Raw genomic sequence first — 16,977 nt, forward strand, 5'->3', positions numbered from 1 at the left:
CAACATCGATTCAGCTAAAATATTTCATTCTTTTCGCTAAATCAGTAAGTTACATCCACGAATATCACTATTATCAAAACGACCAAGAATTTGAAAAAAATCCTTTTCATGTCTGCCTAGATCTTTTGTTTCTATGAAGCAGCAAGAGTCAATATTGGCTAAATCAATGACGTTAACACCTCCGGTCTTACCCAGTGGAAAATATTCAAAAGGGTCATTGATATCCCTTATAAGCGTTTTGGCCCAAGGTGGGAACTTGAATTCCCCATCTATTCCATATGCTTGGCTTTGAAGCTCGGTCATTCCATATTCTGACCATATATGATCTACTGAAAAGCCATCTTTTAATTGTTTATGCAATTCTGCACGGGTCATTTCTCTGCGCCTGCCCTTCATACCGCCTGTTTCCATCACGATTGAGTTTTTCAAGGAGATATTTTTTTCAGCCATGCTTAGCAAAGCGAATGAAACCCCGATTACCAATTTTTTTTCATCATTATTTCCATTGAAATCATTTTCATTGCCTGAGTAATATCCAGAATTTGGTAAACTAAAATTCATGAAATGATCTACCATATTAATCAATGATGAATCGCCTTGTTCCTTATATGAAGGAAGAATGGCTTTAATGCTAAACTGAGATAAATCACCAACTTCATTTTCAAAAGCAGTTTTAGATACATGATGATAGTATTTCAAATCCTTGATATAGTGGATGCTCCTACCAGTAGCGGTGGTGCCGCTACTTTTGAAAATTTTATCTTCTTGCCATTCTCCTGATTTTACAGCATGATTTTTGAAGAACTGAATTGGAAGAAATGGGATATCATGTAAATGAGTAACATTTTCAGGGTTCTTAGTTAATTGGTCACAGTAGGCTCGATAGATTTGGCACTGATGATACTGATAATCAAAAGCTGCTAGTGAACTATCCTCAAATGTTTCTTCGTTAACGTGAAAAATCTTATGTTTAAACTCTTCTGCGAAACTCATGTTTTTGTTTCATTAGGGGCAATGTAGATTATTTTTGTTTTCATCATATGAAAAGGTTTCTATACATCATTTGGATAACGCCAGCTATACTTTTTACGGGATGCTTTGACAAAGATATTTTTCCTGATACACCTAATATAGCTCTGGAAGATATCTATTTTGTTGATGGCCCAAATATTGGATCAAGCAGGGCTGCAGACACTTTGGTGATAAAATTTTCTTTCGAAGATGGTAATGGCGATCTGGGGATCATTAAAGATCAGGATATATTGCCACCGTATCATGAATTTGATGTTTATCTTGATTCCAGAGATACGGTTATAACAGAAGGTAATATCAATGAGGTAGTTCCGCCGATTTATTTGGCTCCTTTGATAACTCAGAATTTCATTTTATTAGGTATTTCCGGAAATAATATAATTGTAGATCAGTCTGATTCAGATTATCCGATTTTTGCATTTGATAAACAGTTTTTCTCAGAAGATGTCGCTGATATTCCATTTGCATGCCCGGGTTTAGCAAATCAAGAAGGAGTTTTATTGGCTAACACCACATTGACACCTTATGTGTTTGGTGGAAATTCGAGTTTGATTCCTTCTACTGATGCTCAAAGAATAAATACTACTTTACCGGTAGTGAGAGTTGAAACCCATTTTAATTTCATTGTGGAATTTCAGAAGAAGGTAGGAGAGAACTTTGTCCCACTTAATTTTCAGGATATATTCCAAACAGAACTATGCGATATAGGTTTTTTTAATGGGAGAATTCCATTATATGATCCTGAAGGTAATGCTGGTACAATCACCTATGCAATGCAATCGGCACTTTTCAGAGTTGCATTCGTTGATGATATAATCAGGTTGAAATTTTATGTGTACGACCGGGCAGGGAATAAAAGTAACGAAGTTTTTACTCCAGAATTTATCCTTGCTGACATTACTCAGTAAAGTGTCGGGTAATTATCGGGATTGACTTCCGAAATTAAGTTGTACACCTTATCAAAAACTTCTTCAACATTCGGTTTTGAGAAATAATCCCCATCACTTCCATAAGCAGGCCTGTGATTTTTCCCTGTAATTGTCAGCGGTTTGGAATCAAGGTAGAAATACCCATTATCCCTTTCAAGTATTTGCTGCATGATAAAGGCCGAAGCGCCACCTTCAACATCTTCATCAACAACAATTAGCCTGTTCGTTTTCTCAAGTGACTTGACGATCATTTGAGGTCTATCAAAAGGAATAAGTGTCTGGGCATCAATAACCTCGACTTCAATCCCTTCTTCCGCCAATTGACTAGCTGCTTCCATCACAACCCTGCATGTAGATCCATATGTAACAATAGTAGCGTCGGTTCCTTCTCTTAAGATATCAGGCTCGCCCAATGCAAGCTTAAACTCTGTAAGGTTATCAGGCACTCGCTCTTTAAGTCTATATCCATTCAATGATTCAATAATCAACGCTGGATCATCAGAAGACATAAGTGTATTATAGAACCCGGCAGCCTGGGTCATATTTCTTGGTGTCAGGACATACATGCCCCTTATAGAGTTAAGGATCATGCCCATCGGTGAACCAGAGTGCCATACTCCTTCCAACCTGTGCCCCCTTGTCCTGATAATTAATGGAGCTTTTTGCCCTCCATAGGTTCTGTACTGCAAAGTGGCAAGATCATCTGAAAGTGTCTGGATTGCATAAAGCAGGTAGTCCAGATACTGGATTTCAGCTATTGGACGTAAGCCACGAATCGCAGCGCCTATCCCCTGACCAATGATGGTTGTTTCCCGAATCCCAGTATCCGTAACCTTCAGTTCTCCATATTTTTCTTGCAAGCCTGCAAACCCTTGATTTACATCTCCGATTTTGCCCACATCTTCTCCGAATGCAAAAATCCGGGGGTCACTTGCAAGTAAGTGGTCAAAACATGCATTAAGCACCTCCCGCCCGTCAACTAATTCGCTGTTTTCGGAATATTGTGCCGGTATAGTTTCAATATTTAATGCAGAATCTGCTGACTCACTGTATAGTTTTGAATTAAACTGTTCGCTATAAATAGCAGATTTCTCATCGAGCCAGCTATGTAGCGTTTGCTTATCTGAAGATTGATCGTTTCTTAAGAGTCGTAGCGTTTTTTTACATGCACGTACGATGTGTGACTTCTCAGGATTTAATTCTTTTCTAAGTTCATCTGTTATTTTAGTGATTTCTGACTTTTTCGAGGATGAAATCCCAGCTTTGTCAATAAGGTTCAACACCTCTTCAACATCCTTTTTGATCTCAGAACTATACGCTTTCCAGGCATTGTCTTTTGCTTGTTTGGCTGCTTGTTTAGCTTCTTTCTCTATTTGATCCAGTTCGTCAGCTGAAGCCATTTTTTCGGACTGAATCCATTCACGCATTTTTAGGAGGCAATCATGCTCTTTTTCCCAACTCAGGCGATCTTTCGATTTATATCGCTCATGAGAACCGGAAGTAGAATGTCCTTGTGGCTGTGTTACCTCAATGACATGAATCAAGCATGGCGTATGTGTTTTTCTTGAAACTTCTACTGCTTTTTTATAGGTCTCCAACAAAGCAATGTAATCCCAGGCTTTCACTTTAAACACCTCAAATCCGGGTTTATCCTTAGTCTTTTGGAAACCGCTCAATGCTTCTGAGATACTTTCTTTAATGGTATGATACTTTTGCGGGACAGATATCCCAAACCCGTCATCCCAAACTGACATCACCATTGGGACTTGAAGCACACCGGCTGCATTCATTGTTTCCCAGAAGTGCCCTTCTGAAGTTGAAGCATTTCCAATGGTACCAAATGCCACCTCGTTTCCTTTGATCGAGAAATCTTCAAATTCCTCCAGGGTCTTGTTTTCACGATAGAGCTTTGAAGCATAAGCTAATCCCAGCAAACGTGGCATCTGTCCGGCTGTTGGAGAAATATCTGCACTGCTATTTTTTTTGTCTGTCTGAGTAAGCCATTCACCTTTGCTATTAAGGTATCTTGTCGCGAAATGGCCATTCATCATCCTGCCTGCTGAGGCTGGGTCAGCTTCTACATCCGTATGTGCATATAGCTGAGCAAAAAACTGTTGGGTATTTAACTGTCCAATTGCCATCATGAACGTTTGGTCACGGTAGTAGCCCGAACGCCAATCGCCATTCTGGAAATACTTGGCCATCGCAATCTGAGGCAACTCTTTCCCATCGCCAAAAATTCCAAACTTTGCTTTCCCCATGAATACTTCCTTCCTTCCAATCAGGCTGGCTTCCCTACTTTCAACAGCAAGTTTATAATCGTTAAGAATTTCCTGCTTGGATACAGGAAGTTTGATTTTGTTTTTCGCCTCGCTCATAATGAATGATTTTTGGGTTTATTGACACCTGACCACTTTCAAAAGTACATAAAATCAACTACTTATGAAAGCTTGAATTCCCATATAAAACTATGATATACAGGCCATGTTTAAATATGTTCGATATTTAATTCTATTAATTCGAATTAATCGGTATTATATATTGTGATATTTGATTTTCCTTTCATGCTTATTTTGTATTTTAAAATGTTAGTTTTTCTCTAAAACACACTTCCTATATTTGCCATCCCATAACAAATAATACGATGATAATAGGCGTTCCAAAAGAGATAAAAAATAACGAGAATAGAGTGGCAGTAACTCCATCAGGAGTAGTGGAATTTACAAAAAGAGGTCACGAAATTTATATTCAAGCCACAGCTGGTGAAGGAAGTGGATTCACGGATGATCAATATGAGGAAGCAGGTGCCAAGATTCTTCCTACCATTGAGGATGTGTACGGAATTGCTGAGATGATCATTAAGGTAAAGGAGCCTATTGAACCGGAATATAAGCTGTGTAAAAAGGATCAGCTGATTTTCACATACTTTCATTTTGCTTCTCATGAGCCATTGACAAAAGCTATGATTGATAGTGGGGCTGTTTGTCTGGCCTACGAGACAGTAGAAATGCCTGATCGATCGCTTCCTCTTTTGATTCCTATGTCTGAAGTTGCCGGTCGTATGTCTGTTCAGGAAGGGGCAAAATATTTAGAAAAACCATTAAAAGGTAGAGGTATATTATTAGGAGGTGTTCCTGGTGTACGTCCGGCTAAGGTGATGATTCTTGGCGGAGGTATCGTTGGTACCAATGCAGCTAAAATGGCAGCAGGAATGGGAGCTGATGTAACTATTCTGGACTTGAACTTACAGCGTCTTAGGTATCTGGATGATATCATGCCAGCTAATGTAAACACATTCATGAGTAGCGAATACAATATTCGCGAACTAATCAGCACACATGATTTGATTATTGGAGCTGTATTAATACCGGGTGCAAAAGCGCCTAACTTGATAACCAAAGATATGTTGAAAGAAATGCAGCCAGGTACAGTCCTGGTTGACGTTGCTGTGGATCAGGGTGGTTGTATTGAAACATGTAAGCCGACGACTCATGAAAACCCAACCTATATCATTGATGATGTAGTTCACTATTGCGTAGCGAACATGCCGGGTGCTGTACCTTACACGTCTACCTTAGCATTAACCAATGCTACACTTCCATACGCAATTCAACTTGCTAATAAAGGATGGAAGCAGGCTTGTAATGATAGCAAAGAGTTGAAATTGGGATTGAATGTGATCAATGGTGAGGTGGTGTACAAAGGAGTAGCCGATGCATTTGATATGCCATACACGCCGGTCGATAATTTTTTGTAAAAAAAGAAAAATTCATGATAAAGCCTGTCTGCATTTGGTAGACGGGCTTTTTATTTCCACTCATCTGTTGGTAATGACCATTCGCCTTAAAGCCTGGGGTACAGAAGCTTTGCATCGTTTTTCTTTGTCCCAAGAAATTAGATATGACCCGAAACAATTCGTACTGGCTTCTACAATCTATTGGATGGTTTACCTACGCTTTAATTGGTGTGGGGGTAGCACTTCTATTCTATGAAAATGTTGATTTTTGGGTAATCCTGGCTCAGTTCTTTAGTGCAGGGGTCATGTTCCTTTCCACTCATTTGCTGAGATATAAAATAAAGTCGGATGGTTGGTTGAAACTCAAGATTCAAAAGTTAATTCTGCGACTGATTCCTACATTGATTGTTCTATCACTACTGGCAAATGGTATAGTAGTAGGATATACTACTCTTACTACGGAAATCATTGATATTGAAAAGTTCAGTATTACCGTTTTTTTCCTTTTTGCATTCCAAACTTTTGTCTATTTCGCCCTTTGGACGGCAGTATACTTAATCATCTATTTTTTTAGAAACTATAAGAAAGAAGAGGTAGAAAAGTGGCGGTTACAAACGGCAGTAAAAGATGCAGAGTTGATCGCCCTAAAAGCTCAGATCAACCCACACTTTTTGTTCAATGCTTTGAATAATATCAGAGCTTTGATTTTAGAAGATCACATGAAGGCCAGGGATATGGTGTCCCATTTATCGGAGCTATTACGATACTCAATCCAGTTTAACAACAACGAAATGGTAACTGTGAAAGAAGAGCTTGAGATTGTGAATAAATACCTGGAACTGGAAAGCATTCATTATGAAAACAGGTTGCATTATGAGATTCTGTCTAATGATGAACTGGGTATGTGTAAAATCCCACCAATGTTAATCCAACTGATGGCAGAAAATGCAGTGAAGCATGGTATCTCACAGATCAAAAACGGGGGAGACATCCTTGTTTCTATTGATAAAGAAGATAACAATCTTGTTTTGGAAGTAAGCAATACAGGAAAACTTAAGAAAAATGTTGGGAATGGAATAGGGCTTAGGAATGCAACCGAACGGATTAGGATATTATTCGACAGTGAGCCAGATTTGGAGTTGGCTCAACAGGGAAATATGGTACGATCAAGATTAAAATTACCAATAGAAAAATGAAGGCATTAATTGTAGATGATACCCGCTTGGCTCGTCAAGAACTTCAGTTTTTACTGAAGAACCATAAAGACGTCCAAGTAATCGGAGAAGCCGAAAATGCAGATAACGCAAAAAAACTGATTGAAGAGCTAAAACCCGACCTTGTCTTCCTGGATATTCAAATGCCTGATAAGGATGGATTCGAGCTACTGGAGATGCTGGATGAAGTACCACAGATAATTTTCACCACAGCATATAGCGAATATGCGATCAAAGCCTTCGATTACAATGCACTGGATTACTTGAAAAAACCTGTCACTGATGATCGTTTATCAATAGCTCTTCAAAGGGTAAGGGAAAACATAGAAAAGGATGATTCTCCAAAAGATGTACTTAATGAGAATAGTCAGGTTTTTGTAAAGGATGGTGAGAAATGCTGGTTTGTTACCCTAAAAGATGTTCGTCTTTTTGAAATTTGGGATAATTACACACGGATCTACTTTGAGGAGCATAAGCCGATGATTCCAAAAACCCTCCAGTACATGGAGAGCAGGCTAGACCCCAAAGTTTTCTTCCGGGCCAATCGGCAGCAAATCATCAACATGAAGTGGATAGATAAAATTGAGCCATGGTTCAGTGGCACAATCCGGCTGTACTTAAAAGACGGAACGGAGGTAGAAGTAAGCAGAAGACAAACTTCCCGATTTAAGGATTTGATGAGTTTTTAAGTAAATCCTGTAATTTTTTAATCGCAACCTTATTGCTTTCAATATTAATATTCTCAATGATGTGTTGCTTTTCTTTGGCTGTAAGGTGCCAACTCAAAGAAGCACGTTCAATCTCAGAGGTCTTTTCTCCTTTTTCGAAAGAATCGTAAGCTACCTCTATGATATCCATTGGCCCATCAAACCATGACCTCATTTGCTCCAGGCGAAAATCATTATTGATGTCTTGCATATTGGTAAGGTTATTATAGACACTCGCAATAGGGTAGGTGAGTCTATCGATTACAGATGGGTTTGGTCTTTTTTCAATTGGCGCATTTGATTTTGTATCCCGCACAATCAGAAAAACAACTCCCCCCGTATTTTCAGCTATCCAATCCTGAAATACATTGATAAACCTAATCGCATCAGAAACACCAAAATTGTCAGAAATCCCAGCATCCATAATTTCCACTCTTGGCTCTGCCGGTAAGCTTATATTCGGAGTAATGTAAGGAAAAGAGGCAGACATCCTTAGTGCGGTAAGGAAGCTTAGCTTTTCAGGTTCGTTGGCACTAAAAAGTGCTTGAAAATCGGCTCCTCTAATTTTATGCTCTTTTTCCCCTAATACCGCCGAGGAGACGCCCATATAAGAAATTGGTTGTGAAGAGATGTAAAGTTTCCGACCATCATTTGCGATGGTTGGTGACATAATTAAGGTTGGGATTTTTGCAGTGACTTCAGCTTGTTTATAATCCTCAATCTGATAATTGAGTGTATAGCCCAGATTTCTATTCAGGTTTTTCTCAAATACAAAGCCACGATCAACACTATAGGTTCTGTTTGCATATTCATGAGTTCTAATTTTAAAGAACAGATCATTTACCAGCAATCCAAAAATGACTGGATTCAAATTGTCCTTGCCCATTCTGTCAAGTAATTCCTTTTTATTTTCTTTTTTTGAGATGTCAAAATTTCGTCTGAGCATTTCCCGGTAATAAGCAGCACCAATTACACCACCTGAAGCCCCGGTGATCAGAAAAGTTTGATCCATAAGAGACCCATTAAGAGCACTATCAGCTTTCAATAAGGAAGTAACCGCCCATAAAGCTGCTCTTTGGCCACCACCACTTACACATAGAAATACCATCTTTTGTCGCTTCGGGTTTTTCCACTTGGCTTTCCAGTTTTCCAATGTTTCCAGCATATGGAGCTTATCGTGGATGTATTGCTCTTTTGAATGGACCTTTAATAAATTATCAACACTGTAATCTGTTTTCACCGTATCGTAATTAAGGCCAGTTGCTTCATTGATTCCCTTGCCTAAACCGGTTTTTACACCAGTATTTACCAATACGAAAATGCCAAGAGCAAATGTGAGCCCCCATCCTTTGAACCAGTAGCTGATTGCACCTACCAGCATAACTGCAATGGCAAAAATCAACAGGGAACTAGCGGCAGCAGGTATTTGAAGAAACTCTATATGCATAAAGAATCCTAAAAGAAGAATAATCGCTATTATAAAAAGCTCCACCACTACAGAATTAAAGTGGTTTTGATCGAATACGCGAAGAATCGCTTCTCTATTGGGAAAATCGACAATGTGGGCTGTTGATCTCCTGTTCAGTTTCAAATCGAGATAATTGGTGACATTATACTCGTCAGCTTTATTTTCCCGCACTCTGCTCATCACCCGATCCCTGCTCAATACATTTTTTCTAAGTCTTCTATCCAGCGATCCTGCCAGAAAGATAAAAATATCCTTATTGGTAAATCGGAAATAAACGATCATCAAAAGGTGCATAGCTACAATTCCCAATAAGAGCCCAAGCACATATAAGATTATCACCGATGTTTCCGCCAGGCCATTTTCCACTTGAAACTGAACCAAAAAAATGATATAAATGACCAAGGCAACAATCGGTATCAGGCTGTTGTTGATGGAAAATTTGGTAAAAGGCCTCTGTAAAACACCAATAAATCTAAAACGGTGACCATCAAGAATATAGGTGGTGATATGCCAGGCCATGATAAGATTACCAAAAGCAAGTCCAACAATAAAGAAACTCCAAAAACTAACCGAGCCCAGGTATTCCGGATCCAGAAACAAATAGTGAATTCCATACACCTTTCCCAGTCCACCCGAAAACGCAGCAATGATGATTATCCAGACAGTGAGCAACGCCAGGTTTTTCTTGAAATGATGAAAGGTCAGCTGTATCATTAACGAATGTATTAGCTGATCAAATGCCTGTTTGAGTTTATTCATATTTTATTCATCGAGTAATTTCTCCCCCATGATAGAAGGTCTGTGTGGGTTAGTCGAAACTAAAACTATTCCTCCGAATATAGTCACTATCTTCATACCATCGATTCACTACTAATCTCGAAATAAGGTCTTTTCGACTTAGCATAAAAAACCCCGCATCAGCGGGGTTTATTGTTTGATTAGCTACCTAAGTTATTTTATCGCTTGCTCAAGATCTGCTATCAGATCGTCTATATCTTCAATACCCACACTAAGCCTGATGAGTGAGTCAGTCAACCCTCTTTGTATCCGTTGCTCTTTTGGAATGCTTGCATGTGTCATAGTTGCCGGATGGCCGACCAGTGATTCTACGCCCCCAAGAGATTCTGCCAAACTAAAGAGCTTGAACTTTCTTAGCGTTTCATTGGCTTTTTCAATCGTATCTTCTTTTTGAATGAAAGAAATCATCCCACCAAATCCACGCATTTGTTTTTTGGCTATGTCATGATTTGGATGATCTTCAAAACCGGGCCAGAAGACCTTATCTACATTTGGATGTTTTTTAAGATAGTTGGCAACAATCTTTCCATTCTCACAATGTCTTTGCATACGCAGATGAAGGGTTTTTATACCCCTGAGAACAAGAAAACAATCTTGCGGACCAGGGATAGCTCCACTGGATTTCTGAATAAACCCAAATTGTTCATCCACTTTGGGATCATTGGTTCCCAAAAATCCCATGATTACATCTGAGTGACCGGCGATGTATTTGGTTACGGAATGCATGACAATATCAGCACCCAGATCCAATGGGTTTTGTAAATAAGGAGATGCAAAGGTGTTGTCAACAGCCACTTTTGCTCCATGTTTATTACCAATCTTACTAATAGCTTCAATGTCGATGATACTCATCATCGGATTGGTGGGTGTTTCAACCCAAAGAAGTTTGGTTTTATCTGTAATTGCATCCTCAACATTCTTTGGATCTTTCATATTTACGAAGGTGAACTTTATCCCAAATTGTTCAAAAACCTTTGTAAAGAGACGAAAACTGCCACCATATAAATCTCCTGTACAAATAACTTCATGCCCCGGAAGCAAGGTTTTTATCACGGTTTCTGTAGCGCTCATTCCGGAGGCAAAACACCTTCCAAATTTCGCATTCTCCAGAGCTGCAATGTTGTTTTCCAAGACTGTTCGTGTTGGGTTTTTAGTTCTGGCATATTCATACCCTTTATGAATGCCCGGGCCTTCCTGGACATATGTAGAGGTTTGAAAAATAGGGGTCATGATTGCACCTGTAGATGGATCTGGTTCTATGCCAGCATGAAGCGCTTTTGTACCGAATTTCATTCTGTGAGGCTATTTGTATTTTGGGAGAAGGCCCAATATATAAATTAAGTTCCTGCTCTTGAAAATTTATCGGAAAAAGGGTTGGTTGAGCTATTTCTTTGATTTATCGAAGTAGATATGCCAATCGACGATTATTGGAGTTTCTTTTCATGAAATATTAATATTATTGAAGAGTCAACAGCTATTGAATTTTTGAACCACCGATCAAAAAATTATAGCGATGAGAAAGATCACCACACTACTACTACTAACTACAGCTTTCTGTTCTTCCGGTCAATTTTATTCCGGATTTTACGTGAGTGACCCACAGGTACATGCCTTTGATCATTTTAAGATCAAACATAAGCACGATCACACGCAATTAGATGGAGATCTAATTATTCATGCTTATACAGACCGTGAAGAGCTGTGGGAGCGAACGGCCCACTATGTTGCTGATGAGCAAAAAAGGAGTTCGCTAATAGCAGATTACGGACATGGTGAGCAAATTATTTCATGCCATGTTTTAAAATTCATGTGGGATGGGAATGAATGGGAGTATATTCTTTTAGGTTATATCGCGCCTGATAAACACCTTCACTTTATTGTGATCGAAGAGATCTTTAATGACGAAACTGAAACCCGTTTATTGGAATTCAATCGTTTCGACTGGGTTAAAGGTCGTCATATCTCTTCAGCATCAAAAAACTAGTATAATAATTTAATATCTCTTTTGAATGTATAATCAGCTGAATTTTACATCTGAATAAAAAGATGATAAATTCACTGTTTACTAAATCAGGAAGTAAATATGGAGTCAACTCCGGATTCTCTGGGATCAGAACTTGAAAACCCATTCACCTATAAACACAGCAAATCTTTCGCAACTATACTCCATGCTTTAAAGAGCAGTCTTGTTTTGAGTACATATCAAACTGGGAAAGTAGTGATTTTTAGTCCGCAAAGCGAAGACAAACTCATTCAACTCCCAAGAAACTTCAGGAAGCCAATGGGTGTGGCATCTCATGGAAAGCATCTTGCGGTAGCCTGTATGTCGGAAATTATTCTCACCCACCGATCTAATAACGCGGGAAAATCTTATCCTCAAAAGAAAGACGTTTATGACTCCCTCTACCTTCCTCGTTCATCCTGGTACACCGGTGGCGTTGACACACACGATATTTCTTATGGTAAAGGTGGACTATGGGCAGTTATTACCCAGTTTTCATGTATTGCTCAGTTGGATCCACGGTTTAGTTTTCTTCCCAAATGGAAACCAAATTTTATTTCTGAGCTTCGACCAGGTGATAGGTGTCATTTAAATGGAATGACATTAAAGGATGGGATTCCCAAGTATGTCACGGCGCTTGGTCAATCTGATAAACCTGGAGGGTGGAGAGATCAGAAACTGGATGGAGGTATCCTGATGGATGTAGAGTCAAATGAGATCATTCTCGATGGTTTGGCCATGCCGCATAGTCCGCGGTTGACAGGAGATGATATTTTCTATCTTCAATCCGCAAAAGGCGAGCTATGGAAGTATCATGTTCCTTCCAAGTCAAACGAATTGATCTGTGAAGTGCCCGGATTTGCCCGGGGGATGTCGTTCTACAATGGCTTTCTATTCATCGGTTTATCCAAGATCAGGGAGGATAGTAAGGATTTTGGTAAAATGCCTATTGCTTCCAAAAATCCAATTGCAGGAGTTGCAATTGTAAATTTGAGGACAAAGCAAGTGGAAGGTATTCTCGAGTATCAAAATGCAGTAAAAGAGCTTTATGATGTACATGTACTGCCGGGCTTAACCAGGCCAAACATCTTGAACACAATGAGTGATATGCATACCCGAGCTATAATTACTCCCCAGAAGATATTCTGGACCGAACCTCCTAAAAAAGAAGAACAGGAGAATGATATTAATCAGTCTGAGGTTGAAAAGGCAGAAGATTAACGTCAAAAGAAGGATCAATTACTGGATAATTCAAAGATTGATTTGTATAATATACATTGACTTTGAAGTCGGTATTGATTAGATTTACTGTTGCCATTGTAATGTCCACCTTATCGCAACAGTATGAACCACTACCAAAGACACCTGCTGAATTCTACCCGGGCTAAATATTTTAAGTACAAATCCAGAATAGAAAAAAACATTGCGAATGGCACGTTTCAGACTATGCCAAGACGCAAGAAAAGAAGTCTGATTTCTAAAGTTGAGAAGTTTGGGAAGCGCTTAGAGAGGTGGAATATGTCCTTAAGAGGAGCAATGGTAGCCGGCTCCATTGCAGGAGCTTCCATAATGCCTAATCTGGCTACTGCTCAAATAGATCCAAATATCTATTTAAATCAAAGCTCATCCGTATCTATATCGCCACCGCGTGATATTGTGGCAATTAACATAGATCAAGATGAAGAACTTGAACTAATTGTATCAACTTCAAATGGAGGTGAGGTAGGAAATTGGGATGGCAAGGATAGCTATGAATTTAGTGCACCAAACTCTCTGACCTATGCCAGGCAATTACTTTTAGTAGGAGATATTGATGGAGATTCAGATATGGACCTCATTTTTACAAATAATGGTGATGGTACTTATTTGTACAAGGGAATCAACACAGGGGTTGGAGCCATCACCTCAACTTATATTGGATACAGCAATCGCCCGGATGATATCCAATTAGTTGATTGGGATTCGGATGGAGATTTAGATATTGTAATAGCTAGTGGATATAACTACTTGAAGGTATTCGAAAATGACGGTTCCGGGAACTTCTCACCTTATGGAGGTGAAACTGGGATTTTTGATCTTGGAGGCGTAGGAACCATAGGTGGTGAAGGTAATATTGATAGTTTCACTTTTGCTGATTTTGACGATGATGGGGATATGGATCTCATTCATAATGCCTATTATCCATTCGGCCCATATTATACAGGGAGCATAGTTGTATTAGAAAATACAAGAGATGCTGAGGGAGTCCCAATATTCGACACGGCTAGTCCGGCATATGCTTACCAGGTAAATTATAATCAGTTTAACAACATAGAATTACTTGATTTTGATGGAGACGGTGATTTGGATATTTTCTTTGGTGGACAGGGGACAGCATACGCTTTATCCAATCAATATATACAGGGATCGGCATTTTCATTCAATTCAGTTGGAATAACTTCTATTGGGGAAAACACCATTGATGATGTGGTGTCAGGGGATTTTGACAATGATGGGAATGATGAGCTAATCATAGCCAATGGCTCATACAATAGACTATTTAGTTTTGATGGGTCTATTTTGCAGGGAATCGGAGGTAACCTTGGAGGAGAGATTGGAAATATGACTTCCGATAACGATGCGCTGTTTGTAGCCGATTTAAATGGTGATGATAATCTTGATTTAGCAACGATTAGTATTCGTGACGGAGAAGTGTCCACATATTTTGATCAAGGAGCACCGTCACTTTCTTATTTTTCGGGGGATTTAATTGTAGATGAGAATACACCAATTGGTCATAGAATTGGAACTTTTGGCTTCTCCGATATTCAAGAAGATCCTATTACTGTCGCTTTAACAGGAGATGATGCTTCATTTTTCAATTTTGATATTGGGACTGGGGAATTAACAATTAATGCGGAATTGGATTGGGAGTCAAAAGGAAGTGATTTAGATCTATTCTTTGAAATCTCAGATGGTAACAAATCCAGAGTTGAAGGAGGTACGGTTAAAATTAACAACCTGGCAGAAGATGGTCACGGAACTTTTGATCCAAATCCTATTAAGTTATTTGGTAATAGAGAAGTTGATTTTTTCGTTTCTGGGGATTACGATATGGATGGTGATGCAGATGTCTTCCTGACTTCCCCAAACAGTCAGTTTTATAATAGCCTATTACAACAGAATGGTGGGAGTTTCACTGACGTGGAATTATCTGCTTTTAGCGGACCACAAAACTACGCAGCTTTTGTGCATACATATGGAGGTTTAGATCTTGTTGTTCATGACATTGGTAGTAGTGAAGTCCGTCTCAGTCAGAGAAGTGAAAGCGGTTTTGTTGATTACTCTACACTTCAAACAGGGATTGGTGATGTAGATAAAATGATCACCGGTGATTTTGATGGCGATGGACTTTATGAAATAGCTATTCAAGCAACAAATGCTTCTGGTTATGCTATTGTTCGAACTTTTGAAGATAGCAATGATAGTTGGATCAGCAATCAATATTTCTTATTAAGTAATGATTTAAGTACAGGATTACTTGATGGCGTAGGTGATTTTAATGAAATAGAAATAGCAGACTTCAATGGGGATGGATATGGAGATATGCTTGCCACTACGGTCAATGGAAATGATGTCTTGTTTCTGGGAGGTGAATATCTTGATGGTGGTGGTTATGGGTTTAGTAGTTCATTTTTTCCTGTCATTACCGATAGCGATGGAGGCGAAACAGAGTTAGCTATTGGAGATATTGATGGTAAAGGATCACCCGATATAGCTATTATGCGATGGGAAAATAATGTCAATTATCAAATCCATGTTGACTTTCATGTTAATGACGGTGACGGTTCCTTTTCACTTCATCAAACAATTGCTCTTGGAGGTGAATTTTGGGGAAATATAGATTTGGCAGATATAGATGGTGATGGGGATCTTGATCTGATTACAACGAATCTTAAAGCTGTTGGTGTTGGAGGAGGAGAATACGACTTTACCATGTCCATTGAAACATTTACCAATGATGGTAGTGGGTACTTCACTGCATTCCAGCATATCGAAGATGCGGGTGGAGAGGCTTTCAAAATGATGGATGTGGATGGCGATGATGACCTTGATATTATACTTCATGCCGATATTGGTGCCGAAGCTGGAGGTGAAAACCAGTTGAAGGTTTTTAAAAATATAAACGTTTCTCCTACATCAATCAATTTGTCTTCAACAGATTTCGATGAGCATTTGCCGATTGATACTGAGGTAGCAACTATTAGTGTTGATGATCTAAATTCAGGAGATAATCACATATTATCCTTAGTTACCGGTGATGGTTCCAATGACTTGCATAACAGCTACTTCACCTTAAACGGAAATAGTTTGCGTTTGACCAAAAATGTAAAATTTGAGGATACACCTCAATTGAACATTCTATTAAGTGCCAATGATGGTCATCAGACGTATGAACAGGCAATGGTCATAAATGTAAATGATGTCAATCAGGCACCAACCGCCATTGAACTTTCAGCTACAAGCTTCGATGAACACACTGTAGGAGGAACTGCTATTGCTACTATTTCAGCAACAGATGCAAACGGTGGTGATACTCACACTTTTGAGTTAATTACAGGAGATGGATCTAATGATACAGATAATTCCAAGTTTGCTATTGAAGGGAATCAGCTTATCATATTAGAACAGATTGCTTTTGAAGATCAAAACAGCCTAAACGTTTACCTTGAGACAACCGATTCCTTTGGAAATAGTTTTGAACAGGCGTTGACAGTAACTGTTAATAACATAAACACTGCCCCAACAGGTATCCAACTGTCAAGCACCACTTTTGATGAAGGTATAGCAGGAGGTACACCAGTAGCTACCTTGACTGCTGATGATGTAGACAGTGGAGACAGTCATACGTTCACACTTGCTAGTGGTGATGGCTCCAATGATGCAGATAATTCCAAGTTCTTAATTGATGGAGATCAACTGGTAATCAAGTCATCACCAAATTTTGAGACTCAGGATACTTACAACATTTACTTGTCGGCCTCAGATTCAGAAGGAAGTGCGGAAGCTGCATTTGTACTTACAGTCAACAATCTTAACTCTACCCCAACG

At 39.1% G+C, this 16,977-nt stretch carries 11 protein-coding genes; 7 read left to right on the forward strand and 4 right to left on the reverse strand.

Annotated elements, in window-relative coordinates; all coding sequences use genetic code 11:
• Window positions 1-36 precede the first annotated feature (36 nt).
• Complete coding sequence (locus RIC88_RS19720) at window positions 37-993, reverse strand: LuxE/PaaK family acyltransferase (RefSeq protein ID WP_350219294.1); 957 nt, start codon at window positions 991-993, stop codon at window positions 37-39.
• 47 nt (window positions 994-1,040) lie between these two features.
• Between RIC88_RS19720 and RIC88_RS19725 the strand changes: the two genes are divergently transcribed.
• The gene (locus tag RIC88_RS19725) at window positions 1,041-1,940 is read left to right on the forward strand and encodes a hypothetical protein (RefSeq protein ID WP_350219295.1); all 900 of its coding nucleotides are present in this window, start codon (window positions 1,041-1,043) and stop codon (window positions 1,938-1,940) included.
• On the opposite strand, the gene RIC88_RS19730 is transcribed toward RIC88_RS19725, so the two are convergent.
• Window positions 1,934-4,339, reverse strand: a complete 2,406-nt coding sequence (locus RIC88_RS19730; protein WP_350219296.1) for an alpha-ketoacid dehydrogenase subunit alpha/beta — start codon at window positions 4,337-4,339, stop codon at window positions 1,934-1,936. The two genes, RIC88_RS19725 and RIC88_RS19730, sit on opposite strands and share 7 nt — an antisense overlap.
• Before the next feature lie 266 nt (window positions 4,340-4,605).
• Between RIC88_RS19730 and ald the strand changes: the two genes are divergently transcribed.
• The 3 genes from ald (at window position 4,606) to RIC88_RS19745 (ending at window position 7,600) form a co-directional block, all read left to right on the forward strand.
• The gene (gene ald / locus RIC88_RS19735) at window positions 4,606-5,718 is read left to right on the forward strand and encodes an alanine dehydrogenase (protein ID WP_350219297.1); all 1,113 of its coding nucleotides are present in this window, start codon (window positions 4,606-4,608) and stop codon (window positions 5,716-5,718) included.
• A 143-nt stretch (window positions 5,719-5,861) separates the two neighbouring features.
• Window positions 5,862-6,893, forward strand: a complete 1,032-nt coding sequence (locus tag RIC88_RS19740) for a sensor histidine kinase (RefSeq protein ID WP_350219298.1) — start codon at window positions 5,862-5,864, stop codon at window positions 6,891-6,893.
• Window positions 6,890-7,600: a LytR/AlgR family response regulator transcription factor gene (locus RIC88_RS19745; protein ID WP_350219299.1), complete on the forward strand. Its 711-nt coding sequence runs from the start codon at window positions 6,890-6,892 to the stop codon at window positions 7,598-7,600. Before RIC88_RS19740 ends, RIC88_RS19745 begins: the two co-directional genes overlap by 4 nt.
• On the opposite strand, the gene RIC88_RS19750 is transcribed toward RIC88_RS19745, so the two are convergent.
• Both RIC88_RS19750 and RIC88_RS19755 read right to left on the reverse strand, forming a co-directional pair.
• A complete protein-coding gene (locus RIC88_RS19750) occupies window positions 7,578-9,845 on the reverse strand; it encodes a patatin-like phospholipase family protein (protein ID WP_350219300.1) in 2,268 nt (755 codons plus the stop codon). The genes RIC88_RS19745 and RIC88_RS19750 overlap by 23 nt on opposite strands.
• Before the next feature lie 192 nt (window positions 9,846-10,037).
• Complete coding sequence (locus tag RIC88_RS19755; RefSeq protein ID WP_350219301.1) at window positions 10,038-11,177, reverse strand: cystathionine gamma-synthase; 1,140 nt, start codon at window positions 11,175-11,177, stop codon at window positions 10,038-10,040.
• Between the two features lie 220 nt (window positions 11,178-11,397).
• Between RIC88_RS19755 and RIC88_RS19760 the strand changes: the two genes are divergently transcribed.
• From RIC88_RS19760 to RIC88_RS19770, 3 genes are all read left to right on the forward strand, one after another.
• On the forward strand, window positions 11,398-11,868 hold the full coding sequence (locus RIC88_RS19760; protein ID WP_350219302.1) for a hypothetical protein: 471 nt from the start codon (window positions 11,398-11,400) through the stop codon (window positions 11,866-11,868).
• 99 nt (window positions 11,869-11,967) lie between these two features.
• Window positions 11,968-13,107 (forward strand): TIGR03032 family protein, encoded by a 1,140-nt coding sequence (locus tag RIC88_RS19765; RefSeq protein ID WP_350219303.1) that lies wholly within the window; start codon window positions 11,968-11,970, stop codon window positions 13,105-13,107.
• A gap of 123 nt (window positions 13,108-13,230) precedes the next feature.
• A partial coding sequence (locus RIC88_RS19770) for an FG-GAP-like repeat-containing protein (protein WP_350219304.1) occupies window positions 13,231-16,977 on the forward strand: 3,747 nt, incomplete at its 3' end.

It is taken from the genome of Ekhidna sp. (assembly GCF_040220215.1).
In the GTDB taxonomy this organism is placed as follows: domain Bacteria; phylum Bacteroidota; class Bacteroidia; order Cytophagales; family Cyclobacteriaceae; genus Ekhidna.

Bases quoted from the DNA above. Each gene is read 5' to 3' on its own strand.
- RIC88_RS19765 (WP_350219303.1), top strand. From the start codon at position 11,968: ATGGAGTCAACTCCGGATTCTCTGGGATCAGAACTTGAAAACCCATTC.
- RIC88_RS19760 (WP_350219302.1), top strand. From the start codon at position 11,398: ATGAGAAAGATCACCACACTACTACTACTAACTACAGCTTTCTGTTCT.
- RIC88_RS19740 (WP_350219298.1), top strand. From the start codon at position 5,862: ATGACCCGAAACAATTCGTACTGGCTTCTACAATCTATTGGATGGTTT.
- RIC88_RS19755 (WP_350219301.1), bottom strand. From the start codon at position 11,177: ATGAAATTCGGTACAAAAGCGCTTCATGCTGGCATAGAACCAGATCCA.
- RIC88_RS19720 (WP_350219294.1), bottom strand. From the start codon at position 993: ATGAGTTTCGCAGAAGAGTTTAAACATAAGATTTTTCACGTTAACGAA.
- RIC88_RS19745 (WP_350219299.1), top strand. From the start codon at position 6,890: ATGAAGGCATTAATTGTAGATGATACCCGCTTGGCTCGTCAAGAACTT.
- ald (WP_350219297.1), top strand. From the start codon at position 4,606: ATGATAATAGGCGTTCCAAAAGAGATAAAAAATAACGAGAATAGAGTG.
- RIC88_RS19730 (WP_350219296.1), bottom strand. From the start codon at position 4,339: ATGAGCGAGGCGAAAAACAAAATCAAACTTCCTGTATCCAAGCAGGAA.
- RIC88_RS19750 (WP_350219300.1), bottom strand. From the start codon at position 9,845: ATGAATAAACTCAAACAGGCATTTGATCAGCTAATACATTCGTTAATG.
- RIC88_RS19725 (WP_350219295.1), top strand. From the start codon at position 1,041: ATGAAAAGGTTTCTATACATCATTTGGATAACGCCAGCTATACTTTTT.